The sequence below is a fragment of the Flavobacterium sp. 38-13 genome (assembly GCF_001899155.1).
Classification (GTDB): domain Bacteria; phylum Bacteroidota; class Bacteroidia; order Flavobacteriales; family Flavobacteriaceae; genus Flavobacterium; species Flavobacterium lindanitolerans.
In genome coordinates this window covers 37180-61526 of sequence record NZ_MKVG01000004.1, presented here as the reverse complement: position 1 = coordinate 61526, position 24347 = coordinate 37180, and the positions used below count along the sequence as shown (strand labels likewise).

Below are 24347 nucleotides of genomic sequence, written 5' to 3'. Positions count from 1 at the left end.
ATGATTGCTGTTACTTTGCCAAATTTAGAAAGATAGCATAACTCTTGCTTTTAATCCTCATTCGGAATGCTTAAATTTGACAAATCTCTAAAAAAATTCCATGGAAGACCCGATAAAAGCAACTCCCGCAGAAAAATGGATTATTAACCCCCTTAACAACTTTATCAGTAAGTCTACTACAGGTGGTATTCTTCTTTTTATTGCTGCCGTGGTAGCTATTTTCTTGGCTAATTCGAGCTGGAAAGATTGGTACCATCACATTTGGGAACACAAAATAGGTTTTACAATTAATGATGAACTATATCTTAATTATACTATTCATCACTGGGTAAATGACGGACTGATGGCGGTTTTCTTTTTTGTGGTGGGGCTGGAACTTAAAAGGGAAATGATTGGAGGGGAATTGTCACAGCCTAAAAAAGCATTATTACCAATTGTGGCCGCCATTGGAGGAATGGTTTTTCCTGCACTGATTTATACCCTGTTTAATTTTGGAGCCGATTCTTCTCATGGATGGGGAATTCCAATGGCTACTGATATAGCCTTTGCTTTGGGCGTTCTGTATCTTTTAGGTGATAAGATACCGGCAACATTAAAAATATTCCTCACCGCCCTGGCCATTGTTGATGATTTAGGTGCTGTTCTGGTTATTGCATTTTTTTATACGGCTTCTATTAATAGCCTAGCCTTAGGGATTGGACTCGGCTTTTTTGTTTTTCTCCTAATCTGCAATAAATTCGGAATCCGAAATATTTTATTTTATGCTTTGGTTGGTATTGCCGGCGTTTGGCTTCCCTTTTTGCTTTCCGGTGTCCATGCAACTATCGCGGCTGTTTTGGTAGCTTTTACGATTCCGGCCGGATCCAGAATAGACGAAACACTATTCATTTCAAAAATCAGGACCCGATTGAATCAGTTCAAAGAGCTTGATCCGACTGATGCTCCTACTCTCTCTGAAGACCAGCTTCATGTTTTACAAGATATACGTAAATTATCAAAAGATGCCATGTCACCACTTCACAGACTGGAACATGGTTTACATTCTTTAGTCAGTTTTATTATCATGCCTGTTTTTGCATTGGCCAATGCCGGAGTTACATTTTCCAGCGGTATCATTGAAAATGCAGCAAGTTCTGTTACTTTAGGTGTTGTTTTTGGCTTATTGGCAGGCAAGGTAATTGGTGTCTATGGAGTATCATCGTTAATGATACGTTTCAAATGGGCAAGCTTACCCGAAGGATTGACAAACAAAAGTCTTTTTGGCGTAGGATTTCTGGCTTCAATAGGATTTACAATGTCCCTTTTTGTTACCAATCTTGCTTTTGAGAACCCTGAATACGAACTGCAGGCAAAATTAGGTATTTTTGCTGCATCATTGATTGGTGGAGTAATTGGTTATTTCCTGCTCTCTAAAAATAATAATCCCGAAAATTCAATTACTAATTTATAATACTTCTTTTTTACAATGCTTAAACTTTTTAAAATCGTCGCTTTACTGGAGGGTATCTCTTATCTTTTATTATTTGGAAATATGTTAATCCTTAAAGGAAGCAACCCTGAATTATACAAAACATTTCTATTTCCTATTGGAATGACACACGGGCTTTTATTTATAGCGTACATTATTCTGGCTATCATGTTAAAAATTGAACTTAACTGGAGTGCTAAAAAATTCGCATTGATTGTTCTGGGATCCATAATTCCTTTAGGTGCTTTTTACGTTGAAAAGAAATACCTGAATGCAGAAGCAAACTAAAATATGATCGAGAAAATATTTAATTGGACATATAATCTATTTAAAGAATGGGGCTATAGCGACACGGTATCGTCCTATGCCAATGTTTTCGTTAACTTTATCCTGCTTGGGATAGCTGTCTTTGTAATTCATTATGTATTCAAAAAAATATTAATCGAAGTCTTTAGTACTATTGCACAAAGAACGGAAACTCAGTTTGATGATTTACTGGTTGCCAATAAAACCACTAAATATATTGCTTATCTGATTCCGCTTCTTTTTGTAAACATAACCGTTCCAATCATTCTGAAGGATTTTGCCTATTGGGAAGGATTCTTCAGAAAAGGATTGGAAATCTATATCGTATTTTTGGTTCTTTGGATTATCAGAAGTATTTTAAATGCCATAAAAGATTACCTCAAACGACTGCCGGATTTTAATGACAAGCCTATAGACAGCTATATTCAGGTATTTATGATTGTACTCTGGATTTTTGGGGTTACAAGCATTGTACTGATTCTTTTTGAAACTTCTTTTACTACGCTTTTTGCCACTTTTGGAGCAATTTCAGCTATTGTAATTCTGATTTTTAAAGATACTATTTTAGGATTTGTAGCCAGTATTCAGGTCTCCGTAAATGACCTGGTTCGAATTGGCGATTGGGTAACCTTTGAAAAATATGGTGCTGATGGCGATGTGGTAGAAATTAATCTTGCTACAGTAAAAGTTCGCAATTTTGACAATACCACCACAACAATTCCTACCTATAGCCTGATTTCTGATTCTTTTAAAAACTGGCGCGGTATGCAGAATTCCGGCGGGAGAAGAATCAAAAGATATGTTCTGATTAAAGCAAACAGCGTGCGGTTCCTGCATACTGATGAATTGGAAGGTCTGAAAAAAATACAGCTTGTGAGTTCTTATATTGAGCACCGCCAGCAGGATATTGACAAATACAATAACAATAACAATATTGACAAAAGTCTGACGATTAATGGCAGAAACATGACAAATCTGGGGTTGTTTAGAAAGTACATCAATCAGTATCTGGCAAATCACCCCGGCATAAATAAAGACATGACCATGATGTGCCGCCATCTACAACCAACAGAAAAAGGTATTCCGATTGAAGTGTACGCATTTTCGAATGACAAGCGCTGGATTAACTATGAATATATTATGGCCGATATTTTCGACCATATTATTGCTGCCGTGCCTTATTTTGATTTGGAAATCTATGAGCTACCTTCTGAAAAAGGAGTTCATACCGAATAAAGCCTATTTTTTGATTCTGTCACGGACAAATTCAATTGCTGTCTTGCCATGAATCGAAGGACGCCCAAAGCTGTCCAGATTTACCATTGTTATTGAGTTGACCGTAATAATGGTTTCCTTTGTCATAATATTTCTCACTTCACATTTTAGTGTTAGTGATGTTTTTCCAAATTTTACTACATCTATCCCAATTTCAACAATATCTCCCTGTTTGGCAGAGCTGATAAAGTTAATTTCAGACATGTGTTTGGTTACCACACGTTCGTTTTCTAATTGGATTATAGCATATAATGCTGCTTCTTCATCGATCCACGATAAAAGTTTTCCTCCAAATAGTGTCTGATTTGGGTTTAAATCTTCCGGTTTTACCCATTTTCTTGTATGAAATCTCATAATCTTAGTTTGACGAGACAAAATTAATGATTTCTCGCCTATTAAAATTGAATCCAACCGGGATAAAAACAGGAAAAAACTCTTAAAAACTTGCCAAAATTTACTAAAAGGACACTCAAGTGATTTCTTCCTGTTTTAACAAATAAGGCATGATTAAGTACTACACTCTGATACTCGTAACCAGCATTAAATGAACAGTATATTATTAAAATATTACTGCGAACACCTGTATTTACTGGTCATAAAAAAAAGTTATAGAATTATTAAAAAAAACATAAACATGGGAATTATATAACAAAAAGTAAGAAATGTTAAAATCCTATCGTCTATCTTTGCCTTAGAAATGTTGCTCAAAAAGAGAAAAATTAAATTAAAATCCATTAAGAACTATGAAAAAGAATTTACCATTATTATCGTTTTTATTGCTGGCTTTCGCTTCTGCAAACGCACAAGATTCTGCTGCAACCGTAGAAAAGGCTTCATCAGATGGCTACAACAAATGGTCGATTGAAGTAAACGGAGGGGTAAATAAGCCAACCAGAGCAATGACTGATGGTTATTATACTTCAACATTAAATCTGTTCCATGCAGATTTGGGTGTCCGATACATGTTCAATCCAAAATTTGGTTTGAAACTTGATTTCGGTTATGACAAATTTCAGGAACATGATGACAGCAATCCATTTGAAAGTACTTATTTAAGAACAAGCCTTCAAGGAGTTGTTAACTTGGGAAGAGTATTGAATTTTGAAGATTGGACTGATACATTTGGTTTGTTAGTTCACGGTGGTTTTGGGGTTTCTCAGTTATCTGCCAAAGATGGTTTTGACGGAGAAGATTACATGGGTAACGGAATCCTGGGAATTACCGGTCAGGTAAAATTAAGCAACAGTGTTGTATTGACCGGAGATCTTACAGGAATTGTTCATGGAAAGCAAAATTATAATTTTGACGGCCAAGGACCTACAACTACAGGAACATTTGATGGTACATTATTGAATGCATCTGTAGGTTTGACATTCTATCTGGGTAAAAATGAGAAACACGCAGATTGGTATTCTGAGACTAAGCTAGACGAGCTTAAAGCTTTAGAAGAAAGAGTTGGAATGATTGAAACAGGTTTGGCTGATTCTGACAAGGATGGTGTGCCGGATATGTATGATTTAGAGCCAAACTCTATTGCCGGAGTTGCTGTAAACACAAAAGGTCAGTCTATTGACAGAAACCAAAATGGTGTGCCTGATGAATTGGAAAGCTATCTTGATAAAACGTACGGACAAAATGGTAAAGGTTCTGCTTCCAACAGTACAATTGAAGAACTAATCAATGGTGGTTATGTTAATGTATATTTTGACTTTAATTCTGCCAAACCAACAACAACTTCCCTATCTGGTGTTGATTTCTTAGTGAAATATCTGAAAGCAAACCCATCAGCTAATGCAGAAATCATTGGTTATGCAGATGAAATAGGAAATTCAGATTACAATAAAGATTTGTCACAAAGAAGAGCAAATTCTGTAAGAGATATTGTTGTTAATTCAGGAATCAACGCTTCAAGATTAACAGTTATTGGAAATGGTGAAGATGCTTCTGTAAATAAAAATTCTAAAGAAGCCCGCCAAATCGTAAGAAGAGTTACTTTCAGAGTTAAATAATTTCTTCATAAATATTTCAAAACCGCTGTAGTAATACGGCGGTTTTTTTTTATCTTTAAAAGAAAAACCATGGAAAACAGGGACGCTTTCATTTCTGAATTCAGAGGTGAAACTTTAGGAACAGTTACAAGCGAGTCTTCATCTGATGAAATTTTTCAAAACCAGGTCTTACGCCCGATATTAAAACTTCAGAACGATCTTTTTATTGATGTTTTTAGAAATTATATTTCAAAATATAAAAATGATTTCTACAGCTATCCCGTCGAAAAGAAACTGGCGTATATAGAAAACTCTATTCAAAAGGATATTAAGTTCCGGAATTCTCTTAAAGGAATTGTGATTGGTTTGTTTACAATTCATGAATATGATGTATACATAAAAAACTCATCCTCCCTGAATAAGAGAATGATGAACATGCTGATTGAAAGATTAAAAAACCAGGTACAACTTTTTGAACTGCAAGAAGAATAAACAAAAAAAAGAGGCAAAATTGCCTCTTTTTTTGTTTTAATTCGCTTTTCTAAGAACTGCTTTGGTTCCGTCAGGATTAAGAAGATAAAGCTTGTCTTTTTTTATCTGATAAGTTGTTGTGTTTTGTAAGGCTTTTACAAATAATTTCTCCTTATCATAATTAGGGCACATCATTTCTGTTGTAAAAACATCCGTAAATCGCAATATTTCTGTTTCATAGAACAGCCTGCCTCCCATTCCATTACAACCTGCAAAACCTGTAAATTTGGATTCTTTGGCATTAATCTCTATGCCCGGCAATTTTTTTTCAAAGTCATCGGGATTAATTTTTTTGCCTTCTAATTCTTCCAAAATCCAATTTCCTTCCAATTGCTTATCTACAATATAATTTCCGCAACCTTCAAGATTTTTAAAATCTTTATCTTTTCCTCTTTTTAATGAAGCTTTCACATGATAATTGTATTCATTATCAGACATGCCGTCGGAACATTTGCCTTGCTGTATCGTAAATTTTAAATGAATGCTATCTGATTTTGCTTCATACGAAATGACATTGGCATCCATAGCCCTATTCGGCTTTCCGTATGATAATGTAAAATTATTTTCCGTTTCGGGTGATGTAAACCGGACCGAATCCTTCATGATTTCAATTCCCCAAAACGGCTCTGTTCCTGAGGCTTTGAAAAAAACGTCATTTGTTTGTTTAATGGCTATACTATCCTTTGATACAGAAAGAGAATCAGTCCCACTAACTTCTTTTTCTGCTGACTTGGGTTTGCAATTAATAAATAGAAAGCTTAAGGCGGCCAATGCGATTATTGATTGTTTTTTCATGAGATTTATTTTTTAATGAAAGACAGTACTTTAGTACCATTCCCATCATATAATTTCAATTTGTTTCCCTGTAATTTGAATTTTTGTACGGAATTGAACAAGGTCATAAATTTTCCTTCTCCGGTTCCCTGACAAGCCATTTTTGTCTGTGCGATTGGACCGAAACTAATATTGTCTTCATTAATAGTATAACTTCCCGACATTGAATTGCATCCTGAATTTCCAGAAATACGGTTTTCTGTTTTGTCGAAATTCAGTACTGGAATTTTAGCAAATTCTCCTTTGTCAATGGGATCTCCAAAAGTTTGTTCTAATTCCCAGCTTCCTGTTGAAAGTTCAGCAATGGCTTCTGCTCCTTTTTTGCAGCTACAAGATTGTAATCCGACTAAGACTATGGCACAGATTACAGATAAAAATTTAGCTTTCATATTTTTTTGATATTATGATTGAAACATAAATATACGCTTTTCATGGCAGAGTATAAAATCAGAAAAGATATTAGAGTTCAAAAAAACTTAGAAAATCTATATTTAGATACAAAGATTGGATTTAGGCTGACCCAACTTTAGATTTGGACAAGTTTGGCCACAGATTAAAATAATTACACAGATTTAAGAACCCTCTATAAAATACTTTCTCTTCTACCATGAATACACAACCTTAGCACCTCAGAACCTTAGAAACTTAGCACTTTGAAAATTTTAAATTTGAACGCGGATTGGCCACGGATTAAAACAATTTATGCGGATTTTTAAAGAAGTTTTATTAAAATACTTTCTCTTCTACCATTGAATACACAACCTTAGCACCTCAGAACCTTAGCTGTTTAGCACCTTTACAAAAGCCCATTATATTTCCTTATAAACCATTCAGCGGCAAGGGAAACTACAATCAGTATTAGTAGCCATATCCAGTCTACCAACGGTGTTTTTTTGATAATTTCTTTTTGTGTGGCTTTGTATTCGTCATTTTGCAATAGCGATTTAATAAGCTCTTCCACCTGATTAGGATGGAAAACCTTTCCCTGGGTTTGGGAAGCCAATTGTGTCAGTTTATTCAAATCAGGATTAACAAACTGCCTTTCAATATCAAAATCCAAAACTTCAAAAAAGCCGTTGTAGGTGTTTTTTGATTTTGCCTCCACTACCTTGAAGCTATATTCACCGGCAGAAAGTCCGTCAAGATTGACCTTATAGGAATTATTGCCTTTTAAAAGGTCATAGTTTTTGGTTTGTTTTGTCTTTTTATTGGTGATGGAAATTGTGAGTCTGGCATTTTCATCAAATTCGTAATTCTTATTAAAATACTGTGCGGTAATTTCAATAGCCTCGCCAGAGTTATAGAAGTTTTCATGATTAACCACAAGTGATTTCCTTGCATTATTCGATGCTAAAAATTGTATGGTCTTATCAATAAAAACATCAAATTTATCATAGGATTGGTTCTCTATATGGTTTTGCAATCTCCATTTCCAGATATTTTCCCCTAAAAGAAAAGCATTTCTTTTTCCCTGGTTTTCGGAATATGCCAATAGAGGGGCTCCGGTATTGACATTTCTGATACGGGATGAAACCAAAACTTCTATGTTTTCCTTTGGAGTAACGGTTCCAAAAGCATTTTGCAATGGTGGTAGATTTTCAAAACCGATATTATCAATAGCAAACAGATTGAACTGAGCATTAAAATCGGACAGGTAATCTTCTTTTTGCCCACTCATTCTGAATTGCAATGTGTTTTGTTGCTGGTTCAGAAAATTAAAATCTGTATTGGTTCCAGTAATAATCCAGGTATTCAACCCAGCTAGTTTATTGGCTTCAAAAACAGATTTAAATTCTGAATTAGGCTGATATAAAATCAAGACATTATAATCTTGTAATGAATTGATTTTATTTGGATTGACTATCGTTACTTTACGCTGTTGATTAGTTTCTATTGAACGTTTTAAAGCGCCAATATCAGGATGATTTATTGCAGTAATTAAGGCAACTTCAGACTTTTGATCAATGACTTCAACAGCAAAATTCTTGTGATTATTATAGGTGTTTTTTTCAGCCTCTTTAGAAGTTATCGATGCCTTAAAAACCTGAACGCCTATTTTATCTGCCGGTAATAAAACGTTTAGTACGGCTGTTTTCTTTGAAGGCGTAAAAGAAACGCTTTGTTTTGTCAAAACAGCTCCTCCTTGTGAAATACTAAAATCGGCGGCAATACTTTTGTTTCCGGAATATTGAAGAAATACTTCTACTGGAAATTTGTTCTTATGAAATGCATATTTATTGACATTGAGCTGGCTGATTTTCAAATCCAGAAAAGTAGTCGTATCTCCCAGAATTACAGGAAATACCCTATTATTTGGATTAAAGCTATAAACATAATCATTCCCTGAAGTCTGGTTTCCATCAGTTAGGATGACGGTCGGGAAAGCCGTGTTTTTATTAATGCTTTTCAGGTTCTTGGCAACTTCATCCAGATTGGTCTGCGTTCCCTTAAAATTAAAACTATCAGATAGTTCAAATTCATTAGAAAACTGATACGACTGAATATCAAATTTTTCCTGTAGTCTTGAATCAGAAACCAGTTTTTTATGGATATCCAAAGCCGTTTCGTTTGCTTTTAATTCTGTTATAGAACTGGAATTATCAACAACAACAGGTAATGGCGTTTTTACTATTTCAAGAGTACTGGTTGTAATTTTGGGATTGATTAGCAAGAGTAAGATGCCAAAAATAGAAAAGAAACGTAAAAAGGCTAAAAGCAGTTGGGTTTTCGACTTATTTTTAGACCTGAAAAAGTATTGGAAAAAAGACAAACCTCCTGCTATTAGTATTGAAAGTAAAAGTAATAGAATGGTGTTTGTCGTCATTTTTTATATTAATTTAATATCTGAAGGGATTTTGGATTCATATCAAGAAAAATCATTTCTTCTTGTTTTTTCTCACTATAAAAATCAGTATTGCCAAAGCTATCAACAACAAACCATAATAAACCATTATTTGCCCTGTAATAAAGCCTATTTCAAGACGTGCTACAATGAATATCACTCCAAGAACTACTATAATAGCACCAATTATCCCTATACCAAAGCTATCTTTCATTTAAACTTCATATAAAATCTAAGGTGTAAAATCAAAAGATTAGGACTTTACACCTTAGAAGAAAGTATTGATTTAATTTGTCTTTTGCTTAAAAGCTTTTATTAAGTTAGCATTCCACCATCAACATTCATAACCTGTCCTGTAATATAGCCACTCATATCAGAAGCTAAGAAAAGACAAGCATTTGCGACATCTTCAGGTGTTCCGCCGCGTTTTAACGGAATAGCGTCTCTCCAGCCCTGAACAACATCTTCGTTTAGTTTTCCTGTCATTTCAGTTTCAATAAAACCTGGAGCAATTGCATTACAACGGATATTTCTTGAACCAAGCTCTAAAGCAACTGATTTTGTAAATCCGATAACTCCGGCTTTTGAAGCCGCATAGTTGGTTTGTCCGGCATTACCCTTCACTCCTACTACTGAACTCATGTTTATAATAGAACCTGCACGGTTTTTAAGCATAATTTTCTGAACAGCTTTTGTCATGTTGAAAACAGACTTCAGATTCACTTCAATTACTTTATCGAAATCTTCTTCTGAAATACGCATCAGCAGGTTATCTTTTGTAATTCCTGCATTGTTAATCAAAATATCAATAGTTCCAAAAGTTGCGATTACATCATCTACTAGTTTTTGCGCTTCATTAAAATCAGCAGCATTAGACTGATATCCTTTAGCTTTTACGCCAAGCGCTATCAATTCATCTTCCAAAACTTTAGCCGCTTCAGCAGATGAACTATAAGTGAATGCCACATTTGCACCGTGCTTTGCAAAAACTTCTGCAATTCCTCTACCAATTCCTCGGCTGGCACCTGTAATGATCGCTGTTTTTCCTTCTAGTAATTTCATTATAAAATATATTTAGTTTGTCTTTGTTGAGTGACAAATATAAGAATTCAATCGCAATACTGTAAGACAAGCCTTTAAACTTTCAGGAATTTATCTATCCTTTTGTTCCATGTTTTGCTATAAATCGCAATTAGCGTAAAAATCAGCAATATATAAACATACCATGCATTTGAAATCAGGTCAATCACATTCAATCGTCCCTTGGCAAAATTTAAAATCAGCAGTACTTGTGCCCCATACGGAAGAATTCCTTGCACTATACAGCAAAAAATATCGAGAATAGCTGCTGTTTTTTTAGGACTCAGTTCATATTCATCACTAATCTCTTTGGCAATGGCTCCGGTAATTACAATAGAAACAGTGTTATTGGCAATAGCCAGGTTGGTAACACTAACCAAAGTACCTATTCCCATTTGCGCTGATTTTTTGCTCTTAATTTTTGACTTTATCTTTTGCAGAACATAATCTATACCTCCCGCTTTTTCAACTAAAGCGGCCAGTCCACCCGTTAGCATTGATAATAGAAATATATCGGTCATACTTAAAAAGCCTTCATAGTTTTTCTGTAAAAAACTCAGTACAGTGAAATCATTTTGAAAAAAACCGATAATTCCTGCGACCAATATCCCAATCAATAAGGTTATAAAAACATTTAAGCCTGAAACTGCCAAACCGATTACAAGAATATAAGGTACTATTGTAATCAGTTCGTAGCTTTCTTTTTCAATAGTTACCGGACTTATTTCTGAATTAATTCCCAGATAGAAAAGTAATAGTATTGTGATAATAGATGCCGGTAACGCTATAAAGAGATTGACTTTAAATTTATCGCGCATTTCACATCCAAGCGATTGTGTGGCAGCAATTGTGGTATCTGATATAATAGCCAAGTTGTCTCCCAACATTGAACCGCCCAGTAACGATCCGGCAATTAAAGGCATGGAAGCACCGCTTTTGTCTGCCAGGCTAATGGCAATTGGTCCTAAGGCTACTATAGATCCGACAGAAGTTCCTGTGGCAGTTGATAAAAATGAGGCTATTAAAAAGATGCCTAATGGGAAATACTCCGTGTCTATTGTACTGATTCCTAAATTTACAACTGTATCTACAGCTCCCATTGCCTGGGTAACGACAGCAAAAGCTCCGGACAGCAGATAAATAAGGCACATTGTGATGATTTGATTATTTCCACAGCCTTTTATCAGCGTGTCAACTTTTGCCTCAATAGATTCTCTAAAAAGTAAAAAGGCTGTAATTATCCCAAAAGTTACTGCTATTGGAGACGGCAAAGCATAAAAGTCATTGAGTAGGATTCCGGCACCAAGGAATGTAAAAATAAAAACGAAAAAGGGCAATAAGGCTACAATAGAACCTTTAGTTTTAATAAGATGTTTCATCATCGATTGCTTAAAAATTAATAAAGCTCACGACGAAAAGCAAACCGAAAAAAGTGTGGAATGGCAACATTTTTTCCAAAGGATTTGGCTTATCGTTTTAGCACCTTGCTTGTTGTTGCAGGTTGCTATCTCTTTATGAGATTCGTGATAACGGATGCAAATATAGGTCTATTTTTAAATTATATTTACCTTAAGTGTGTTTTTTACAAATATTTAATAATCTTCCGCGCAATTAAATTATCTGTAAAAACAAAGCCTCTCTGTTATCAATTCAACAGAGAGGCTTTTTGGTTTGTTTTATTTGAATTAAACTTCCGGCATGACGACATAGCTGTTATCGTCTTTTACCTTCGGAAATTCTTTTTTTCTCCAACGTTCTTTCGCCGCTTCAATTTTTTCATTGCTGGAAGACACAAAATTCCAATAGATAAATCGCTCTTCAGGAAGCGGTTGGCCACCAAAAAGAATAATATGGGTATCTGGTTTGAGCGTCATGGAACAGGCATTGTCCAATTTTGACACTAACATATTTCCTTTTTCAACATGATTATCACAGGCCTGAACAGCGCCTTCAACGACACAGATTCCAATTTCCCCAAAAAGCTGTCCTTCTGTATGGAGAAGATATTCATCCTGGGTTTTGATTTCGACCATAAACAGATCAGAATGTACCGGAACCGGTGATTCCTTACCGTATCCTTTTCCTGCCACTAATGTAAATTCTGCCGTTTCGTCTTTCCATCGTGGCAGATCGTTCCTGTCAAAATGGTGAAATTCCGGCTCCATATCTTCTTTGTCTTTTGGCAGTGCTACCCATATTTGGTAACCATGCATCATATACTCTTTTCCGTGTCTTAATTCTTCGGGAGTTCTTTCGGTGTGGGTTACACCATTTCCGGCAATCATCCAGTTCACTGAACCAGGAGCTATTTTCTGTACAGTGCCAATACTATCCTTATGCATGACTTCGCCTTCGAGCAAGAAAGTCAATGTTGCCAATCCAATGTGCGGATGCTGGCCTACATCCATATAATGATCCGGTCCCATTTTTGTTGGCCCCATATGGTCAATAAAAATAAATGGCCCTACCATTCTTTTTTTACGGAAAGGTAATAGTCTGCCTACCAGAAAGTCCCCGATATCACGTGGCCTTTCTTCTATGATTAAGTCGATGTTTGACATATTTTGTTTTGTTTATTAAGGATAATTCTAAGGAATCTAATTTACTAAAATTATTTCAGTGCTTCCAAAATAGCTTCCCATTCTTCCAGTTTTTGTAAAAAACTTTTAGAAGCATTGGCACCACTTGGTGATGGTAAAATGGAATACTGCAAATCTTTTTTCCGACCTACATATTTATCATAGAAATTGGATGCATTTTTACTCGAAAAAAAGACATGTTTAATATTGGGATATTGCTTGTAAAAGCTTTCAAAATCATTGGCTTTTTCATTCTTTATATTGCTGTCCAGACTTCCTGTTCTTTCACAATAGGCCAGAACATCCCAAAGTGCAATATTGTTCTCTTCTAATAACTGTTTCTTTTCTATATAATCTTTTGGCAAGGGCCGGTTAAATAGCGTGAAAAGTAGCTTCCAGAAACTGTTCCCTTTATTACCGTAATATTCCTGTAATTCCAGCGATTTTTCTCCGGGCATAGTTCCTAAAATAAGGATTTTGGAGTTTTGATTAACTAATGGCGGAAAGGCTTGTTTCATTCTTTAAAATTATAAAAAAATCGTCATTAAATAAAAAAGCCTCGCAATATGCAAGGCTTTTTTTGTATCAATTGTATGGAGATTAACCCATAACTTCTTTTACTTTTTTACCGATTTCAGCAGGAGAATCAACAACGTGGATACCATTTTCTCTCATGATGCGTTTTTTAGCTTCAGCTGTATCGTCAGCTCCACCTACAATTGCACCAGCGTGCCCCATTGTTCTTCCTTTTGGAGCAGTTTCACCAGCGATGAATCCGATAACCGGTTTTCTGTTCCCGTCAGCTTTAATCCATTTAGCAGCATCGGCTTCTAATTGCCCACCGATTTCACCAATCATGATGATACATTCTGTTTCAGGATCGTTCATCAACAATTCAACAGCTTCTTTTGTAGTAGTTCCAATGATTGGGTCTCCTCCAATACCGATAGCCGTAGTGATTCCCATACCTTGTTTTACCACCTGATCTGCTGCTTCATAAGTAAGTGTTCCTGATTTGGAAACGATACCTACTTTTCCTTTTTTGAAAACGAAACCTGGCATGATACCAACTTTAGCTTCTTCCGGAGTAATTACACCCGGACAGTTTGGACCTACAAGGCGACAATCTTTATTTTGAATATAAGCGTAAGCCTTAACCATATCAGCAACCGGAATTCCTTCAGTAATTGTGATAATGACTTTGATTCCTGCATCTGCAGCTTCCATAATTGCGTCAGCCGCAAAAGCTGGCGGTACGAAAATGATTGTAGTATCTGCTCCAGCCTGATCAACAGCATCTTTAACAGTGTTGAAAACCGGACGGTCTAAGTGAGTTGTTCCTCCTTTACCCGGAGTTACACCACCTACAACATTTGTTCCGTATTCAATCATTTGAGAAGCGTGAAAAGTTCCTTCGCTTCCTGTAAAACCTTGAACAATTATTTTAGAATCTTTATTGACTAAAACGCTCATAATATATTTTTTAAATTTATTTTTTTGAATGGTGTTGCAAAAGTAAGGTTTTGATGCCTAATAGGAAAGTTTTTTATGCTTAAATATTTAAGAAATCAGGACAGTTGGCTCATTTGAAATCCCCTGTAAAGTTTGCCGTCTTTTATTTCCCAGATTACCATAAAATGGGCCAAAAGCATCTCTTCTCTTGGGTTTTCAAATGTTTTTACATAGTGTGAATATCTTACAGAAACCAAATTTTCTTCTTCCAGAATATGGCTGATGCGAATTTTTGATCGTGTATAGGCAACCTGAAGTTCAGCAGACAAGGCTAATATTTCAGTCCTGTTCATCTGCAAAAATCCTTTTGAACTATTCCAGTCTAAAACAACTTCAGGATGCAATGAAGATTCCATTATTTTTTGGTCAAGAAGTGCATCTGACTTGTAAAAATTCTGTACGATTTCTTTTGGTGTCATTCTTATTTCAGTTTATTAAGGATTTCCGGAATTTTCTTTACGTTGGCATATTGTTTTAATTTTTCACGGGCTTCGTCGGCCGGAGTACCAAAATAGGTTTTATCGCCTTCGATTGATTTTGTAATACCGGATTGCGCCATAACAACAGCCCTTTCACCAATTGTGATACTGCTAATGACACCTACTTGTCCCCAAATGGTTACTTCGTCCATGATTTTTACACAACCTGCGATTCCGGTCTGTGCAGCGATAAGGCATTTTTTTCCGATTACCGTATCGTGTCCAACATGAACCTGATTGTCCAGTTTTGTTCCTTCACCAATAGTGGTATCACCAGTTACCCCACGGTCGATAGTACATAAGGCACCTATTCCCACATTGTCTTCAATAACAACTCTTCCACCAGAAATAAGCTGGTCAAAACCTTCAGGGCGCTTTTTATAGTAAAAAGCATCTGCTCCTAAAATAGCTCCGGCATGAATTATTACGTTATCTCCAATAACCGTATGGTCATATATAGAGACATTCGAATGAATGATACAATTTTTCCCTATTCTGACATGATTACCAATAAAACAATTGGGCTGGATATAGGTTCCTTCACCAATTTCTGCGCTAAGCGAAATCGCAGTTTCAGTAGCTCTAAAAGGTCTGAAATGTCTTGTCAGTTTATTAAAATCCCGAAACGGATCGTCTGAAATAAGCAATGCTTTTCCTTCCGGACATTCTACTTCTTTATTAATCAGAATAATTGTAGCTGCTGATTGTAACGCTTTGTCATAATATTTTGGATGGTCGACAAAGACAATATCTCCTGGCTCTACGACATGAATTTCATTCATTCCGTAAACCGGAAAATTTGGATCGCCAATATATTTGCTGTCAATAATGTCAGCAACTTCTTTTAAAGTATGTGTTTTAGGAAATTTCATATTGGTCGTATGATTTGAAATTGAGCTAATAAGAAAATGAGATAACTAAAAGCTATCTCATTTTCAAATTTACTAATTTAATTATTCTTTTACACGCTCCATGTAAGCTCCTGTAGCGGTATCAATTTTGATTTTGTCACCTTCATTGATAAACAAAGGAACGTTTACAGTAGCTCCGGTTTCTACGGTTGCCGGCTTTGTTGCGTTTGTAGCCGTGTTACCTTTTACTCCAGGTTCTGCATAAGTAACTTCTAAAATTATAGAAGCCGGCATGTCTACAGAAAGAGGCAAATCCGTTTCTGTATTGATCTGGATCATTACATTTGTTCCCTCTTTTAGTAATTCCGGTGCATCAAGCACATCTTTGTTTAATGAAATTTGCTCAAAGGTTTCAGCATTCATGAAGTGATACTCATTTCCTTCAGCATATAAGAATTGGAAAGTGTGTGTTTCAACACGGATTACATCAATTTTATGACCTGCAGAAAAAGTGTTGTCCAAAACTTTTCCTGAAGTTAAGCTTTTTAGTTTAGTTCTAACGAAAGCCGGACCTTTTCCAGGTTTTACGTGAAGGAACTCTACAATTTTATAAATATCGTGGTTGAATTTAATACACAATCCGTTTCTAATGTCTGCAGTACTTGCCATTTGTTTGTTATTTCGTTTTTTATTTTGCTTTAATTATTAATAAATTCCTGTATATCCTTTCATTACTCCTCTTGATGAGTTTCTGATGAAAAGGATAATTTCGTCTCTTTCCGGAGTTGCTTCCATTTCTGCTTCAATTATACTTAAAGCCTGAGTCGTGTTGTAATTTTTCTGGTATAAGATTCGGTAGATTTCCTGAATTTCTCTGATTTTTTCAGTAGAAAAGCCTCTTCTCCTCAATCCCACAGAATTAATTCCTACATAAGAAAGCGGTTCTTTTGCTGCTTTTGTATAAGGAGGAACATCTTTTCTTACCAGAGATCCTCCGGAAATCATAGCATGATCTCCAATGCTGATGAACTGGTGAACGGCTGCTAAACCTCCTATGATGGCGTAGTTACCTACAGTTACGTGACCTGCTAAGGCAACACCATTAACTATAATTGCATTGTCGCCAATATGACAGTCGTGGGCAATATGCGCAGTTGCCATAACCAGGCAATTCTTGCCTATAACGGTCTGACCGGAAGCAATTGTGCCTCTGTTGATGGTAACACATTCTCTGATTGTTGAATTATCTCCAATAATTGCCAAAGAATCTTCTCCTCCAAATTTAAGGTCTTGCGGAACTGCTGAAATTACAGCACCCGGAAAAATATTGCAGTTCTTCCCTATTCTTGCACCTTCCATAATTGTAACATTAGAACCTATCCAGGTTCCATCACCAATAACAACATTATTATGAATTGTTGTGAATGGCTCTATTACAACATTTTTAGCGATTTTTGCACCAGGATGAACGTATGCTAAAGGTTGATTCATAAATCTTTTTTGATTAGTTAGTTTTTGAAATTTGCGCCATCAGCTCCGCTTCTGCTACTAATCTTCCGTTAGCATAAGCACTGGCCTGCATCTGGCAAATTCCCCTTCTGATTGGAGACATCAAATCACATTTGAAAATCAGGCTGTCTCCCGGCAATACCTTTTGTTTGAATTTTACATTGTCGATTTTCATAAAATAAGTCAGGTAATTTTCAGGATCCGGTACAGAGCTCAAAATAAGGATTCCTCCCGTCTGTGCCATGGCTTCTACAATGATAACGCCTGGCATTACCGGTGCTCCTGGAAAGTGGCCTACGAAGAAACTTTCATTCATAGTCACATTCTTTAATCCAACAACATGTGTATCTGACATTTCTATAATTCTGTCAATAAACAGGAAAGGTGGTCTATGAGGCAAAATGCTCATAATTTTATGGATATCCATTAAAGGTTCCTGATTTAAATCATAAACAGGTACCTGATTTCTTTGTTCTATTTTGATGATTTTGGACATTTTTTTAGCGAATTGCGTATTCACAAAATGTCCTGGTTTATTTGCTATAACTTTTCCTTTAATCTTCATTCCGATTAAGGCCAGGTCACCAACAACATCAAGTAATTTGTGACGGGCTGCTTCGTTTGGATAGTGTAAAGTCAGGTTGTCTAAAACTCCGTTTGGTTTTACAGAAATCTTATCTTTTCCAAAAGCTACCTTTAGGTTTTCCATAGTGCTATCAGAAATTTCCTTGTCAACATAAACAATAGCATTGTTTAGGTCGCCTCCTTTTATCAATCCGTTTTCCAGCAATGCTTCCAATTCGTGAAGGAAGCTGAAGGTTCTTGCATCTGCAATTTCTGTCTTGAAATCAGCAATGCTTTTCATGGTAGCGTTTTGAGTACCCAAAACTTTTGTACCAAAATCGACCATAGTGGTTACCTGATAATCGTCAGATGGCATTACCAAAATTTCGCTTCCGGTAGCCTCATCAGTATAAGAAATAACTTCTTTTACTACATATACTTTACGCTCGGCATCCTGTTCTTCAATTCCGGCTTTTTCAATCGCCTCAACAAAAAACTTTGAGGAGCCATCCATAATAGGCGGTTCCGAAGCATCCAATTCAATAATAACGTTATCGATATCGCAACCAATGAATGCTGCCAATACGTGTTCAGAAGTTTGAATTTTTACTCCTTTTTTCTCTAAGTTGGTGCCACGTTGTGTGTTTACTACATAATTGGCATCTGCTTCAATAATAGGCTGGCCTTCTAAATCTACCCTTACAAATGTAAAGCCATTGTTTATAGGAGCAGGCTTGAAAGTCATTTTTACTTCTTTACCAGTATGCAATCCCACGCCTGTTAGTGAGATTTCATTCTTTATGGTCTTCTGTTTAACCATTGTTTATGCTATTTTCGTTTGTTACTTGTTTTTTTAAGGCTTCAATATCTGATACTATCTTTGGCAGGTTCTTGAAATGAACATACGATTTATTAAAATCAGAATAGCCTAATGCAGGACTACCCTGAACTGTTTCTCCGTCAGCAAGGTTTTTACCCACTCCGGACTGCGCCTGAATACGGACACCATTACCAATAGTAATATGACCTACTATGCCTACTTGTCCGCCAATAATGCAATTACTGCCTATTTTGGTAGAACCGGCAACACCCGTTTGTGAAGCTATAACCGTATTTTCTCCAATTACTACGTTGTGAGCAATCTGAATCTGGTTATCGAGCTTAACGCCTTTTTTGATTATAGTAGAACCTAATGTAGCCCTGTCAATGGTAGTGCATGAGCCAATATCTACATTATCTTCAATAATAACATTTCCTATTTGTGGTACCTTACTGTAAACACCTTCTTCATTTGGCACAAAACCAAAACCGTCAGAACCTATAATAGCTCCCGAGTGGATGGTGCATCCTCTTCCTATTTCTGTTTCTGAATAGATACGCACACCTGCAAAAAGGATAGTATTATCACCAATAGTTACATTATCTCCTACAAAACTATTAGGATATATCTTAACGTTCTCTCCTATTTTGACATTTTTGCCAATATAGCAAAAACTTCCCAAATAGAGGTTATCACCATAGGTCACGTTTTCAGAAATTACAGAAGGCTGTTCTATGCCAGACTTCATCAGTTTAACCTGATTGTAATATTCTAATAATTTGGAAAAGGATTTATAGGCATCTTCTACCTTAATAAGTGTGGTAGTAATTTCAGATTCCGGAGTAAATGTAGTATTTACAATCGTAATCGTTGCCTGAGTGGTATAAATATAATTAAGGTATTTAGGGTTTGCCAAAAATGTCAGGGATCCTTCGGAACCTTCTTCTATTTTTGACAATTTATAAACTTCCGCATGGGGATTCCCTACTACTTCACCGTCTAAAATACCTGCTATTTGTTCTGCTGTGAATTTCATCTTGACAAAAATATAAAAATTTGATTTTATTTATGAATTTTCCGCAAGTACTTTTGGGAAACAAATAAAATATTTGGTTACAGGCTTTGAAAGTGCCTTGAGATTGAGCTGATCCGAAGCTTCAACAACATCTTCAATTGTCCTATCCTTTTTTAATATTTTGATAGGTTCAACATCCTTATTATAGGCCTGGTTTTTAATTTTTCCTTTGAATATAAAATAGGAAGCTTCCTGTTGTGAAATCCTGTAAAAATTAGTCAACTTTGATTTTAGGTCTTCCACGTCTTCAGGTGTATATTTTTCGCTACTGAGCTTAATTTTCAGCAAATCCCGATTCACAATCATTTTACTTAAATTACTCAATATAAAATCATTATGATTTTGCCATGCTTTTAAAGCCGCAATAATATCGGTGTCATCCAATTGTGAAAATCTTTCAAGAACAGCATCGTCAAAATCATTTAATTCAACCTTATGCTGCATAAAATACAATAACGGTTCGCTACACGGCAATACGATTCCTTTTTGTGATAATTCCTTTGCTCTTTTGAGTACTCTAACCAGCATATTTTCTGCTACCAGGCTCGTTTTATGAAGATAAGCCTGCCAGTACATTAGCCTTCTTGCCATCAGGAATTTTTCGACAGAGTAGATTCCTTTTTCTTCAATGACCAAAACATCATCAACCACATTCATCATCTGAATTAATCGGTCCGAATTGATATTTCCTTCTGCAACACCCGAGTAAAAACTGTCTCTTCTAAGGTAATCCATCCTGTCCATGTCCAGCTGACTCGAAATAAGCTGTAGCATAAACTTTCTATGGTATTCACCTTTGAAAACCCGTATTGCCAAAGTAAGCTGTCCATCAAACTCTTCATTAAGCCTTTTCATGAATAATAATGAAATTGCTTCATGATTTACATTTTCTACTATACTGTGTTCCATAGCATGCGAAAACGGACCATGTCCTATATCATGCAATAAAATCGCAATGTATAATGCTTTTTCTTCCTCATTTGAAATAATAACGCCTTTATACCGCAATACTTCAACAGCCTTTTGCATAATGTGCATACAGCCTAAGGCATGATGGAATCGGGTGTGGTGCGCACCGGGATATACCAGGTATGATAATCCCATCTGTGAAATCCTACGAAGCCTCTGAAAATAAGGATGTTGGATTAAATCATATAAAAGCGTATCCGGAATCGTAATAAACCCATAAATAGGATCATTAAATATTTTCAGTTTGTTCGTATAGCTCACTGTTGTTAAATTGGAGTACAAATATAAGCAAGTTAGCCGTTTTTTAACTAAAAAGTATAATTAACACTATTTAATATATGCCGTTAAATTGCAGTTAATTAGGATTTCAAACTTCAGCAGGTAGTTTTTAAGCCGTAACTTTAAGTATCGAAAAAGCTAAAAAAGAAATTATGAAAAAGATATTTATAGCCATTGCTTTTTTTGCCGGCATCGGTTTTGGTTCTGCCCAAATTGATAAAGACGACAACCCTCAGGCTGATATACAAGACAGAATACAGCAGGAGCCTCCCCGTCCTACTCAAACTCAAATGGAAAGGGCTGCCCGAATTGATGCTGATAAAAAGAAAGAGGAAGAAAAGCTTGAAACTGAAAAAAAGGCAGCAGATAAGGAACAATCAAAAAATAACACGAAAGTGAATCCCGACAAACTATCTCCTGTCACAAAAGATAGTAGCAAGGGTGTACAGCCCGTGAAAAAACCAAGAAATAAGTAGATTCTATTTAGAGTATTGAAGAAAAGGTCTCCTAGTAGTGCGGGAGACCTTTTTATTTTCCGGTATATTTAAAACCGTGGAATTGTATAACAAAAAAAAATAAAAACATAAGAAGAAATCGCCTTTGTTTTAGAATATTTGAGATTGAACAAAAAACACAATCTTATGAAAACTAACACAAAATTCATAACATCATTATTGCTTCTATTGGTAGCATTTATAGCAGGTTGCAGTAATTGCGACGATGGCACTTCAAGTGATACCAGTCAGGAAAAACAGGCTGTTAGAATAGACAGTACTTATACCAAATAACAAAAGGCTCGAAATGAGCCTTTTGTTTTTATATTCGCTAACTAAAATAAATTTGTCCGAAAAATTTCGAACTTGTCCATCAATGCTTATCGGTCAGGGGTGTTCTCCGTTATTACCCTGGCTTCAGGCGTCCTCAATGAGGATCTCGTAAAAGAATGTGGTCTGTAATCAACATGATCTTCTTCAAGAGATTTTTCAAACATAACCTTTGCTTTTTCGTTGAATTCATCTGATTCAAGATACTTTAGGTTTTGCATGTTGTTGTAGGCAAGCGTTTGATTACCGCCAAACCATTCTCCATCCCATTCTTCAATTGTTTTGTTTCTGTCCGTTTCCATGATTGCAAAAGTGTTAAGTTATACAAGCCATTTAACTATCGTAAATTTACTAAAAAAATAGTTAAAACAAAAATTAAATATTTATATTTCAACAATTTACATCTATTTTAAATAAAATAAAGCCATACCTTTATTTTTAGATTTTTTGAGAATAAAAATCATAAAATTGAACTTTATTATAACGTATTTTTGTTGGTTATTTTTACATAAATTTTAAGAGATTCGAAAGACAAAAGTGTTAAATTGCGATGTAATTGTTACGATAAACCTATCCGAAAAATATGGACAAAATAAAGATACTCTGGGTTGATGATGAAATTGATCTGCTTAAACCTCACATTCTGTTTCTTGAGAAAAAAAACTATGACGTAACCACTTGCAATAATGGTCGGGATGCAATAGACATCTTCGAAGAAGGCAATTTTGATATTGTTTTTCTTGATGAGAACATGCCCGGAATGAGCGGTCTGGAAACACTTTCTGAAATGAAAGAAAAAAAGACCGCCACCCCAATCATCATGATTACAAAAAGTGAGGAAGAATATATCATGGAAGAAGCCATTGGCTCCAAAATTGCAGATTATCTAATCAAACCGGTTAATCCAAATCAGATACTTCTTAGCCTTAAAAAAAATCTTGACAATACAAGACTTGTTTCTGAAAAGACCACACTTGACTACCAAAAAGAATTCAGAAAGATTTCTATGGAACTGGCTATGGTGAATTCTTATGAGGATTGGATAGAACTGTATCAAAAATTACTGTATTGGGAACTGGAACTTGAAAATATTGACGACCAGAGCATGTTTGAAATCCTGGAATCCCAAAAAGTAGAAGCCAACTCCCAATTTGGAAAATTTATAGAACGGAATTATGAAGACTGGTTCCAACAAAATGCAGACAGGCCTACCTTATCTCACACGCTTTTTAAAGAATTGGTTCTTCCGGAATTAAAGAAAAAAGACCGCCCTATATTGTTTGTAGTTATCGACAACCTGCGCTATGATCAATGGAAAGCCTTTGAAAGTGTGGTTGCCAACCATTACAAACTGGAAAAAGAAACGCCTTTTTTCTCCATATTACCTACTGCAACCCAATATGCCAGAAATGCTATTTTTTCAGGATTGACGCCTTTAGAAATGGAGAAAAAGTACCCGCAATACTGGAAGAATGATGTAGAAGACGGAGGAAAAAATTTATACGAAGCTGAATTTCTTACCGAACAGTTGAAACGCCTCGGAATGAATATCAAACAGGATTATTTCAAAATCACCAATTTTGCAGGAGGAAAAAAACTGGTTGACAATTTCAAGACATTGAAAAACAACGACCTGGTTACGGTTGTTTATAATTTCGTGGATATGCTTTCGCATGCCAAAACCGAAATGGAAGTGGTAAAAGAACTGGCATCCAATGACAAGGCCTACCGCTCTCTTACTTTGAGCTGGTTTAAAAATTCGCCTCTTTTAGAAATCATACAACAGGCACAGCAATTAGGATTCCGTCTGATTCTGACAACGGACCACGGTACGATAAACGTAAAAAACCCATCAAAAGTAATTGGTGACAGAAATACCAGCCTTAATCTTCGTTACAAAACAGGAAGAAGCCTTACCTATGAAGAAAAAGATGTTTTTGCCATAAAAGATCCAAAAAGCATACAACTGCCTGCCATAAATATGAGCAGTTCTTATATTTTTGCAAAAAATGATTATTTTCTGGCTTATGTGAACAATTATAACCACTATGTCAGCTATTACAGAAATACCTATCAGCACGGTGGTATATCACTGGAAGAAATGATTATTCCGTTTTTGGTATTCAACCCGAAATAGACCTTTTGAATCTATGGAAATACAATTTACACTTGATGAAATCAATCAGGTTGCTCAAAAGATATTAGTACAAAAACCACATAAGGTCATATTGTTTCATGGTGACATGGGAGCCGGAAAAACAACTATGATTAAGGCACTTTCCAAGGCTTTGGGAGTTTCTAATGCGACTTCAAGTCCTACATTTTCTTTAGTTAATGAATATGAAACTGATGGCGGTGAAATTGTCTATCATTTTGATGTTTATCGTTTGAATAACGAAAGTGAAGCTTATGATATGGGAGTCGATGAATATCTTTATTCCGGAGAATGGTGCTTTATTGAATGGGCTGAAAAAATTCCTAGTCTTATCCCTTCCGAACATTCGATTATTACGATAAAAGTTGAAAAGGACGGAAAAAGAAAACTGACATTAAAATAATTTT

Annotated in this window: 26 protein-coding genes and 1 riboswitch; of the genes, 9 read left to right on the top strand and 17 right to left on the bottom strand. The window is 35.7% G+C overall.

Features of this window, described 5'->3' with window-relative positions:
* Positions 1–100: 100 nt before the first annotated feature.
* Genes nhaA through BGO88_RS01285 form a run of 3 tightly spaced genes read left to right on the top strand, consistent with a single transcriptional unit; the run spans position 101 to position 3010 of the window.
* Positions 101–1450 carry a Na+/H+ antiporter NhaA gene (gene nhaA, locus BGO88_RS01295; RefSeq protein WP_277016936.1) on the top strand — a complete coding sequence of 450 codons (1350 nt, stop codon included), beginning with the start codon at positions 101–103 and terminating at the stop codon, positions 1448–1450.
* Positions 1451–1465: 15 nt separating this feature from the next.
* Positions 1466–1756 (top strand): DUF3817 domain-containing protein, encoded by a 291-nt coding sequence (locus tag BGO88_RS01290; RefSeq protein WP_056073705.1) that lies wholly within the window; start codon positions 1466–1468, stop codon positions 1754–1756.
* 3 nt (positions 1757–1759) lie between these two features.
* Positions 1760–3010 carry a mechanosensitive ion channel family protein gene (locus tag BGO88_RS01285; protein WP_286705663.1) on the top strand — a complete coding sequence of 417 codons (1251 nt, stop codon included), beginning with the start codon at positions 1760–1762 and terminating at the stop codon, positions 3008–3010.
* A gap of 3 nt (positions 3011–3013) precedes the next feature.
* Here BGO88_RS01285 and BGO88_RS01280 read toward each other — a convergent pair whose 3' ends face one another.
* Positions 3014–3403, bottom strand: coding sequence for an acyl-CoA thioesterase (locus BGO88_RS01280; protein WP_056073709.1), 390 nt, complete (start codon positions 3401–3403; stop codon positions 3014–3016).
* 389 nt (positions 3404–3792) lie between these two features.
* On the opposite strand from BGO88_RS01280, the gene BGO88_RS01275 reads away from it, so the two are divergent.
* Complete coding sequence (locus BGO88_RS01275) at positions 3793–5058, top strand: OmpA family protein (RefSeq protein ID WP_056073710.1); 1266 nt, start codon at positions 3793–3795, stop codon at positions 5056–5058.
* A 69-nt stretch (positions 5059–5127) separates the two neighbouring features.
* A complete protein-coding gene (locus BGO88_RS01270; RefSeq protein WP_273237219.1) occupies positions 5128–5529 on the top strand; it encodes a glyoxalase in 402 nt (133 codons plus the stop codon).
* 36 nt (positions 5530–5565) lie between these two features.
* Here the strand turns inward: BGO88_RS01270 and BGO88_RS01265 are convergent, their stop codons facing one another.
* The 15 genes from BGO88_RS01265 to BGO88_RS01195 all read right to left on the bottom strand — a co-directional run bounded on the left by BGO88_RS01265 (position 5566) and on the right by BGO88_RS01195 (position 20943).
* Entirely contained in the window at positions 5566–6363 is a 798-nt protein-coding gene (locus BGO88_RS01265; RefSeq protein ID WP_286705662.1) for an META domain-containing protein, read from the bottom strand.
* A 5-nt stretch (positions 6364–6368) separates the two neighbouring features.
* Complete coding sequence (locus BGO88_RS01260) at positions 6369–6791, bottom strand: META domain-containing protein (RefSeq protein WP_056073718.1); 423 nt, start codon at positions 6789–6791, stop codon at positions 6369–6371.
* Positions 6792–7198: 407 nt separating this feature from the next.
* Positions 7199–9226 carry a hypothetical protein gene (locus tag BGO88_RS01255; RefSeq protein ID WP_286705661.1) on the bottom strand — a complete coding sequence of 676 codons (2028 nt, stop codon included), beginning with the start codon at positions 9224–9226 and terminating at the stop codon, positions 7199–7201.
* Between the two features lie 333 nt (positions 9227–9559).
* Positions 9560–10306: a 3-oxoacyl-[acyl-carrier-protein] reductase gene (gene fabG / locus BGO88_RS01250; protein WP_056073724.1), complete on the bottom strand. Its 747-nt coding sequence runs from the start codon at positions 10304–10306 to the stop codon at positions 9560–9562.
* 74 nt (positions 10307–10380) lie between these two features.
* Positions 10381–11706: a Na+/H+ antiporter NhaC family protein gene (locus BGO88_RS01245; protein WP_353743389.1), complete on the bottom strand. Its 1326-nt coding sequence runs from the start codon at positions 11704–11706 to the stop codon at positions 10381–10383.
* A gap of 56 nt (positions 11707–11762) precedes the next feature.
* Positions 11763–11859, bottom strand: a riboswitch (SAM-I-IV-variant riboswitch).
* A gap of 150 nt (positions 11860–12009) precedes the next feature.
* Positions 12010–12885 carry a pirin family protein gene (locus BGO88_RS01240; protein ID WP_273237229.1) on the bottom strand — a complete coding sequence of 292 codons (876 nt, stop codon included), beginning with the start codon at positions 12883–12885 and terminating at the stop codon, positions 12010–12012.
* A 50-nt stretch (positions 12886–12935) separates the two neighbouring features.
* Positions 12936–13421 carry a DNA-deoxyinosine glycosylase gene (locus tag BGO88_RS01235; protein WP_286705660.1) on the bottom strand — a complete coding sequence of 162 codons (486 nt, stop codon included), beginning with the start codon at positions 13419–13421 and terminating at the stop codon, positions 12936–12938.
* A gap of 82 nt (positions 13422–13503) precedes the next feature.
* Positions 13504–14376: a succinate--CoA ligase subunit alpha gene (gene sucD, locus BGO88_RS01230; protein WP_056073732.1), complete on the bottom strand. Its 873-nt coding sequence runs from the start codon at positions 14374–14376 to the stop codon at positions 13504–13506.
* A 95-nt stretch (positions 14377–14471) separates the two neighbouring features.
* Positions 14472–14834 carry a nuclear transport factor 2-like protein gene (locus BGO88_RS01225; protein ID WP_056073734.1) on the bottom strand — a complete coding sequence of 121 codons (363 nt, stop codon included), beginning with the start codon at positions 14832–14834 and terminating at the stop codon, positions 14472–14474.
* 2 nt (positions 14835–14836) lie between these two features.
* Entirely contained in the window at positions 14837–15766 is a 930-nt protein-coding gene (locus BGO88_RS01220) for a UDP-3-O-(3-hydroxymyristoyl)glucosamine N-acyltransferase (RefSeq protein ID WP_286705659.1), read from the bottom strand.
* An 81-nt stretch (positions 15767–15847) separates the two neighbouring features.
* Positions 15848–16414, bottom strand: coding sequence for an elongation factor P (efp, locus tag BGO88_RS01215; RefSeq protein WP_056073737.1), 567 nt, complete (start codon positions 16412–16414; stop codon positions 15848–15850).
* Positions 16415–16450: 36 nt separating this feature from the next.
* Positions 16451–17236, bottom strand: a complete 786-nt coding sequence (gene lpxA, locus BGO88_RS01210) for an acyl-ACP--UDP-N-acetylglucosamine O-acyltransferase (protein WP_056073739.1) — start codon at positions 17234–17236, stop codon at positions 16451–16453.
* A 13-nt stretch (positions 17237–17249) separates the two neighbouring features.
* Positions 17250–18638, bottom strand: coding sequence for a bifunctional UDP-3-O-[3-hydroxymyristoyl] N-acetylglucosamine deacetylase/3-hydroxyacyl-ACP dehydratase (locus BGO88_RS01205; RefSeq protein ID WP_056073741.1), 1389 nt, complete (start codon positions 18636–18638; stop codon positions 17250–17252).
* Positions 18631–19674 (bottom strand): UDP-3-O-(3-hydroxymyristoyl)glucosamine N-acyltransferase, encoded by a 1044-nt coding sequence (lpxD, locus tag BGO88_RS01200; protein WP_056073743.1) that lies wholly within the window; start codon positions 19672–19674, stop codon positions 18631–18633. Before lpxD ends, BGO88_RS01205 begins: the two co-directional genes overlap by 8 nt.
* 30 nt (positions 19675–19704) lie before the next feature.
* Positions 19705–20943 carry an HD domain-containing protein gene (locus BGO88_RS01195; protein ID WP_286705658.1) on the bottom strand — a complete coding sequence of 413 codons (1239 nt, stop codon included), beginning with the start codon at positions 20941–20943 and terminating at the stop codon, positions 19705–19707.
* 170 nt (positions 20944–21113) lie between these two features.
* Between BGO88_RS01195 and BGO88_RS01190 the strand changes: the two genes are divergently transcribed.
* Complete coding sequence (locus tag BGO88_RS01190; protein WP_286705657.1) at positions 21114–21437, top strand: hypothetical protein; 324 nt, start codon at positions 21114–21116, stop codon at positions 21435–21437.
* A gap of 165 nt (positions 21438–21602) precedes the next feature.
* Positions 21603–21749 carry a hypothetical protein gene (locus tag BGO88_RS01185; RefSeq protein WP_286705656.1) on the top strand — a complete coding sequence of 49 codons (147 nt, stop codon included), beginning with the start codon at positions 21603–21605 and terminating at the stop codon, positions 21747–21749.
* 86 nt (positions 21750–21835) lie between these two features.
* Here BGO88_RS01185 and BGO88_RS01180 read toward each other — a convergent pair whose 3' ends face one another.
* A complete protein-coding gene (locus BGO88_RS01180; RefSeq protein ID WP_056073749.1) occupies positions 21836–22087 on the bottom strand; it encodes a hypothetical protein in 252 nt (83 codons plus the stop codon).
* A 281-nt stretch (positions 22088–22368) separates the two neighbouring features.
* Here BGO88_RS01180 and porX point away from each other — a divergent pair, with 281 nt between their 5' ends.
* Together porX and tsaE are read left to right on the top strand one after the other, a co-directional pair.
* Complete coding sequence (gene porX / locus BGO88_RS01175; RefSeq protein ID WP_056073752.1) at positions 22369–23922, top strand: T9SS response regulator signal transducer PorX; 1554 nt, start codon at positions 22369–22371, stop codon at positions 23920–23922.
* Between the two features lie 13 nt (positions 23923–23935).
* Positions 23936–24343, top strand: a complete 408-nt coding sequence (gene tsaE, locus BGO88_RS01170; RefSeq protein WP_101472518.1) for a tRNA (adenosine(37)-N6)-threonylcarbamoyltransferase complex ATPase subunit type 1 TsaE — start codon at positions 23936–23938, stop codon at positions 24341–24343.
* Positions 24344–24347 lie beyond the last annotated feature (4 nt).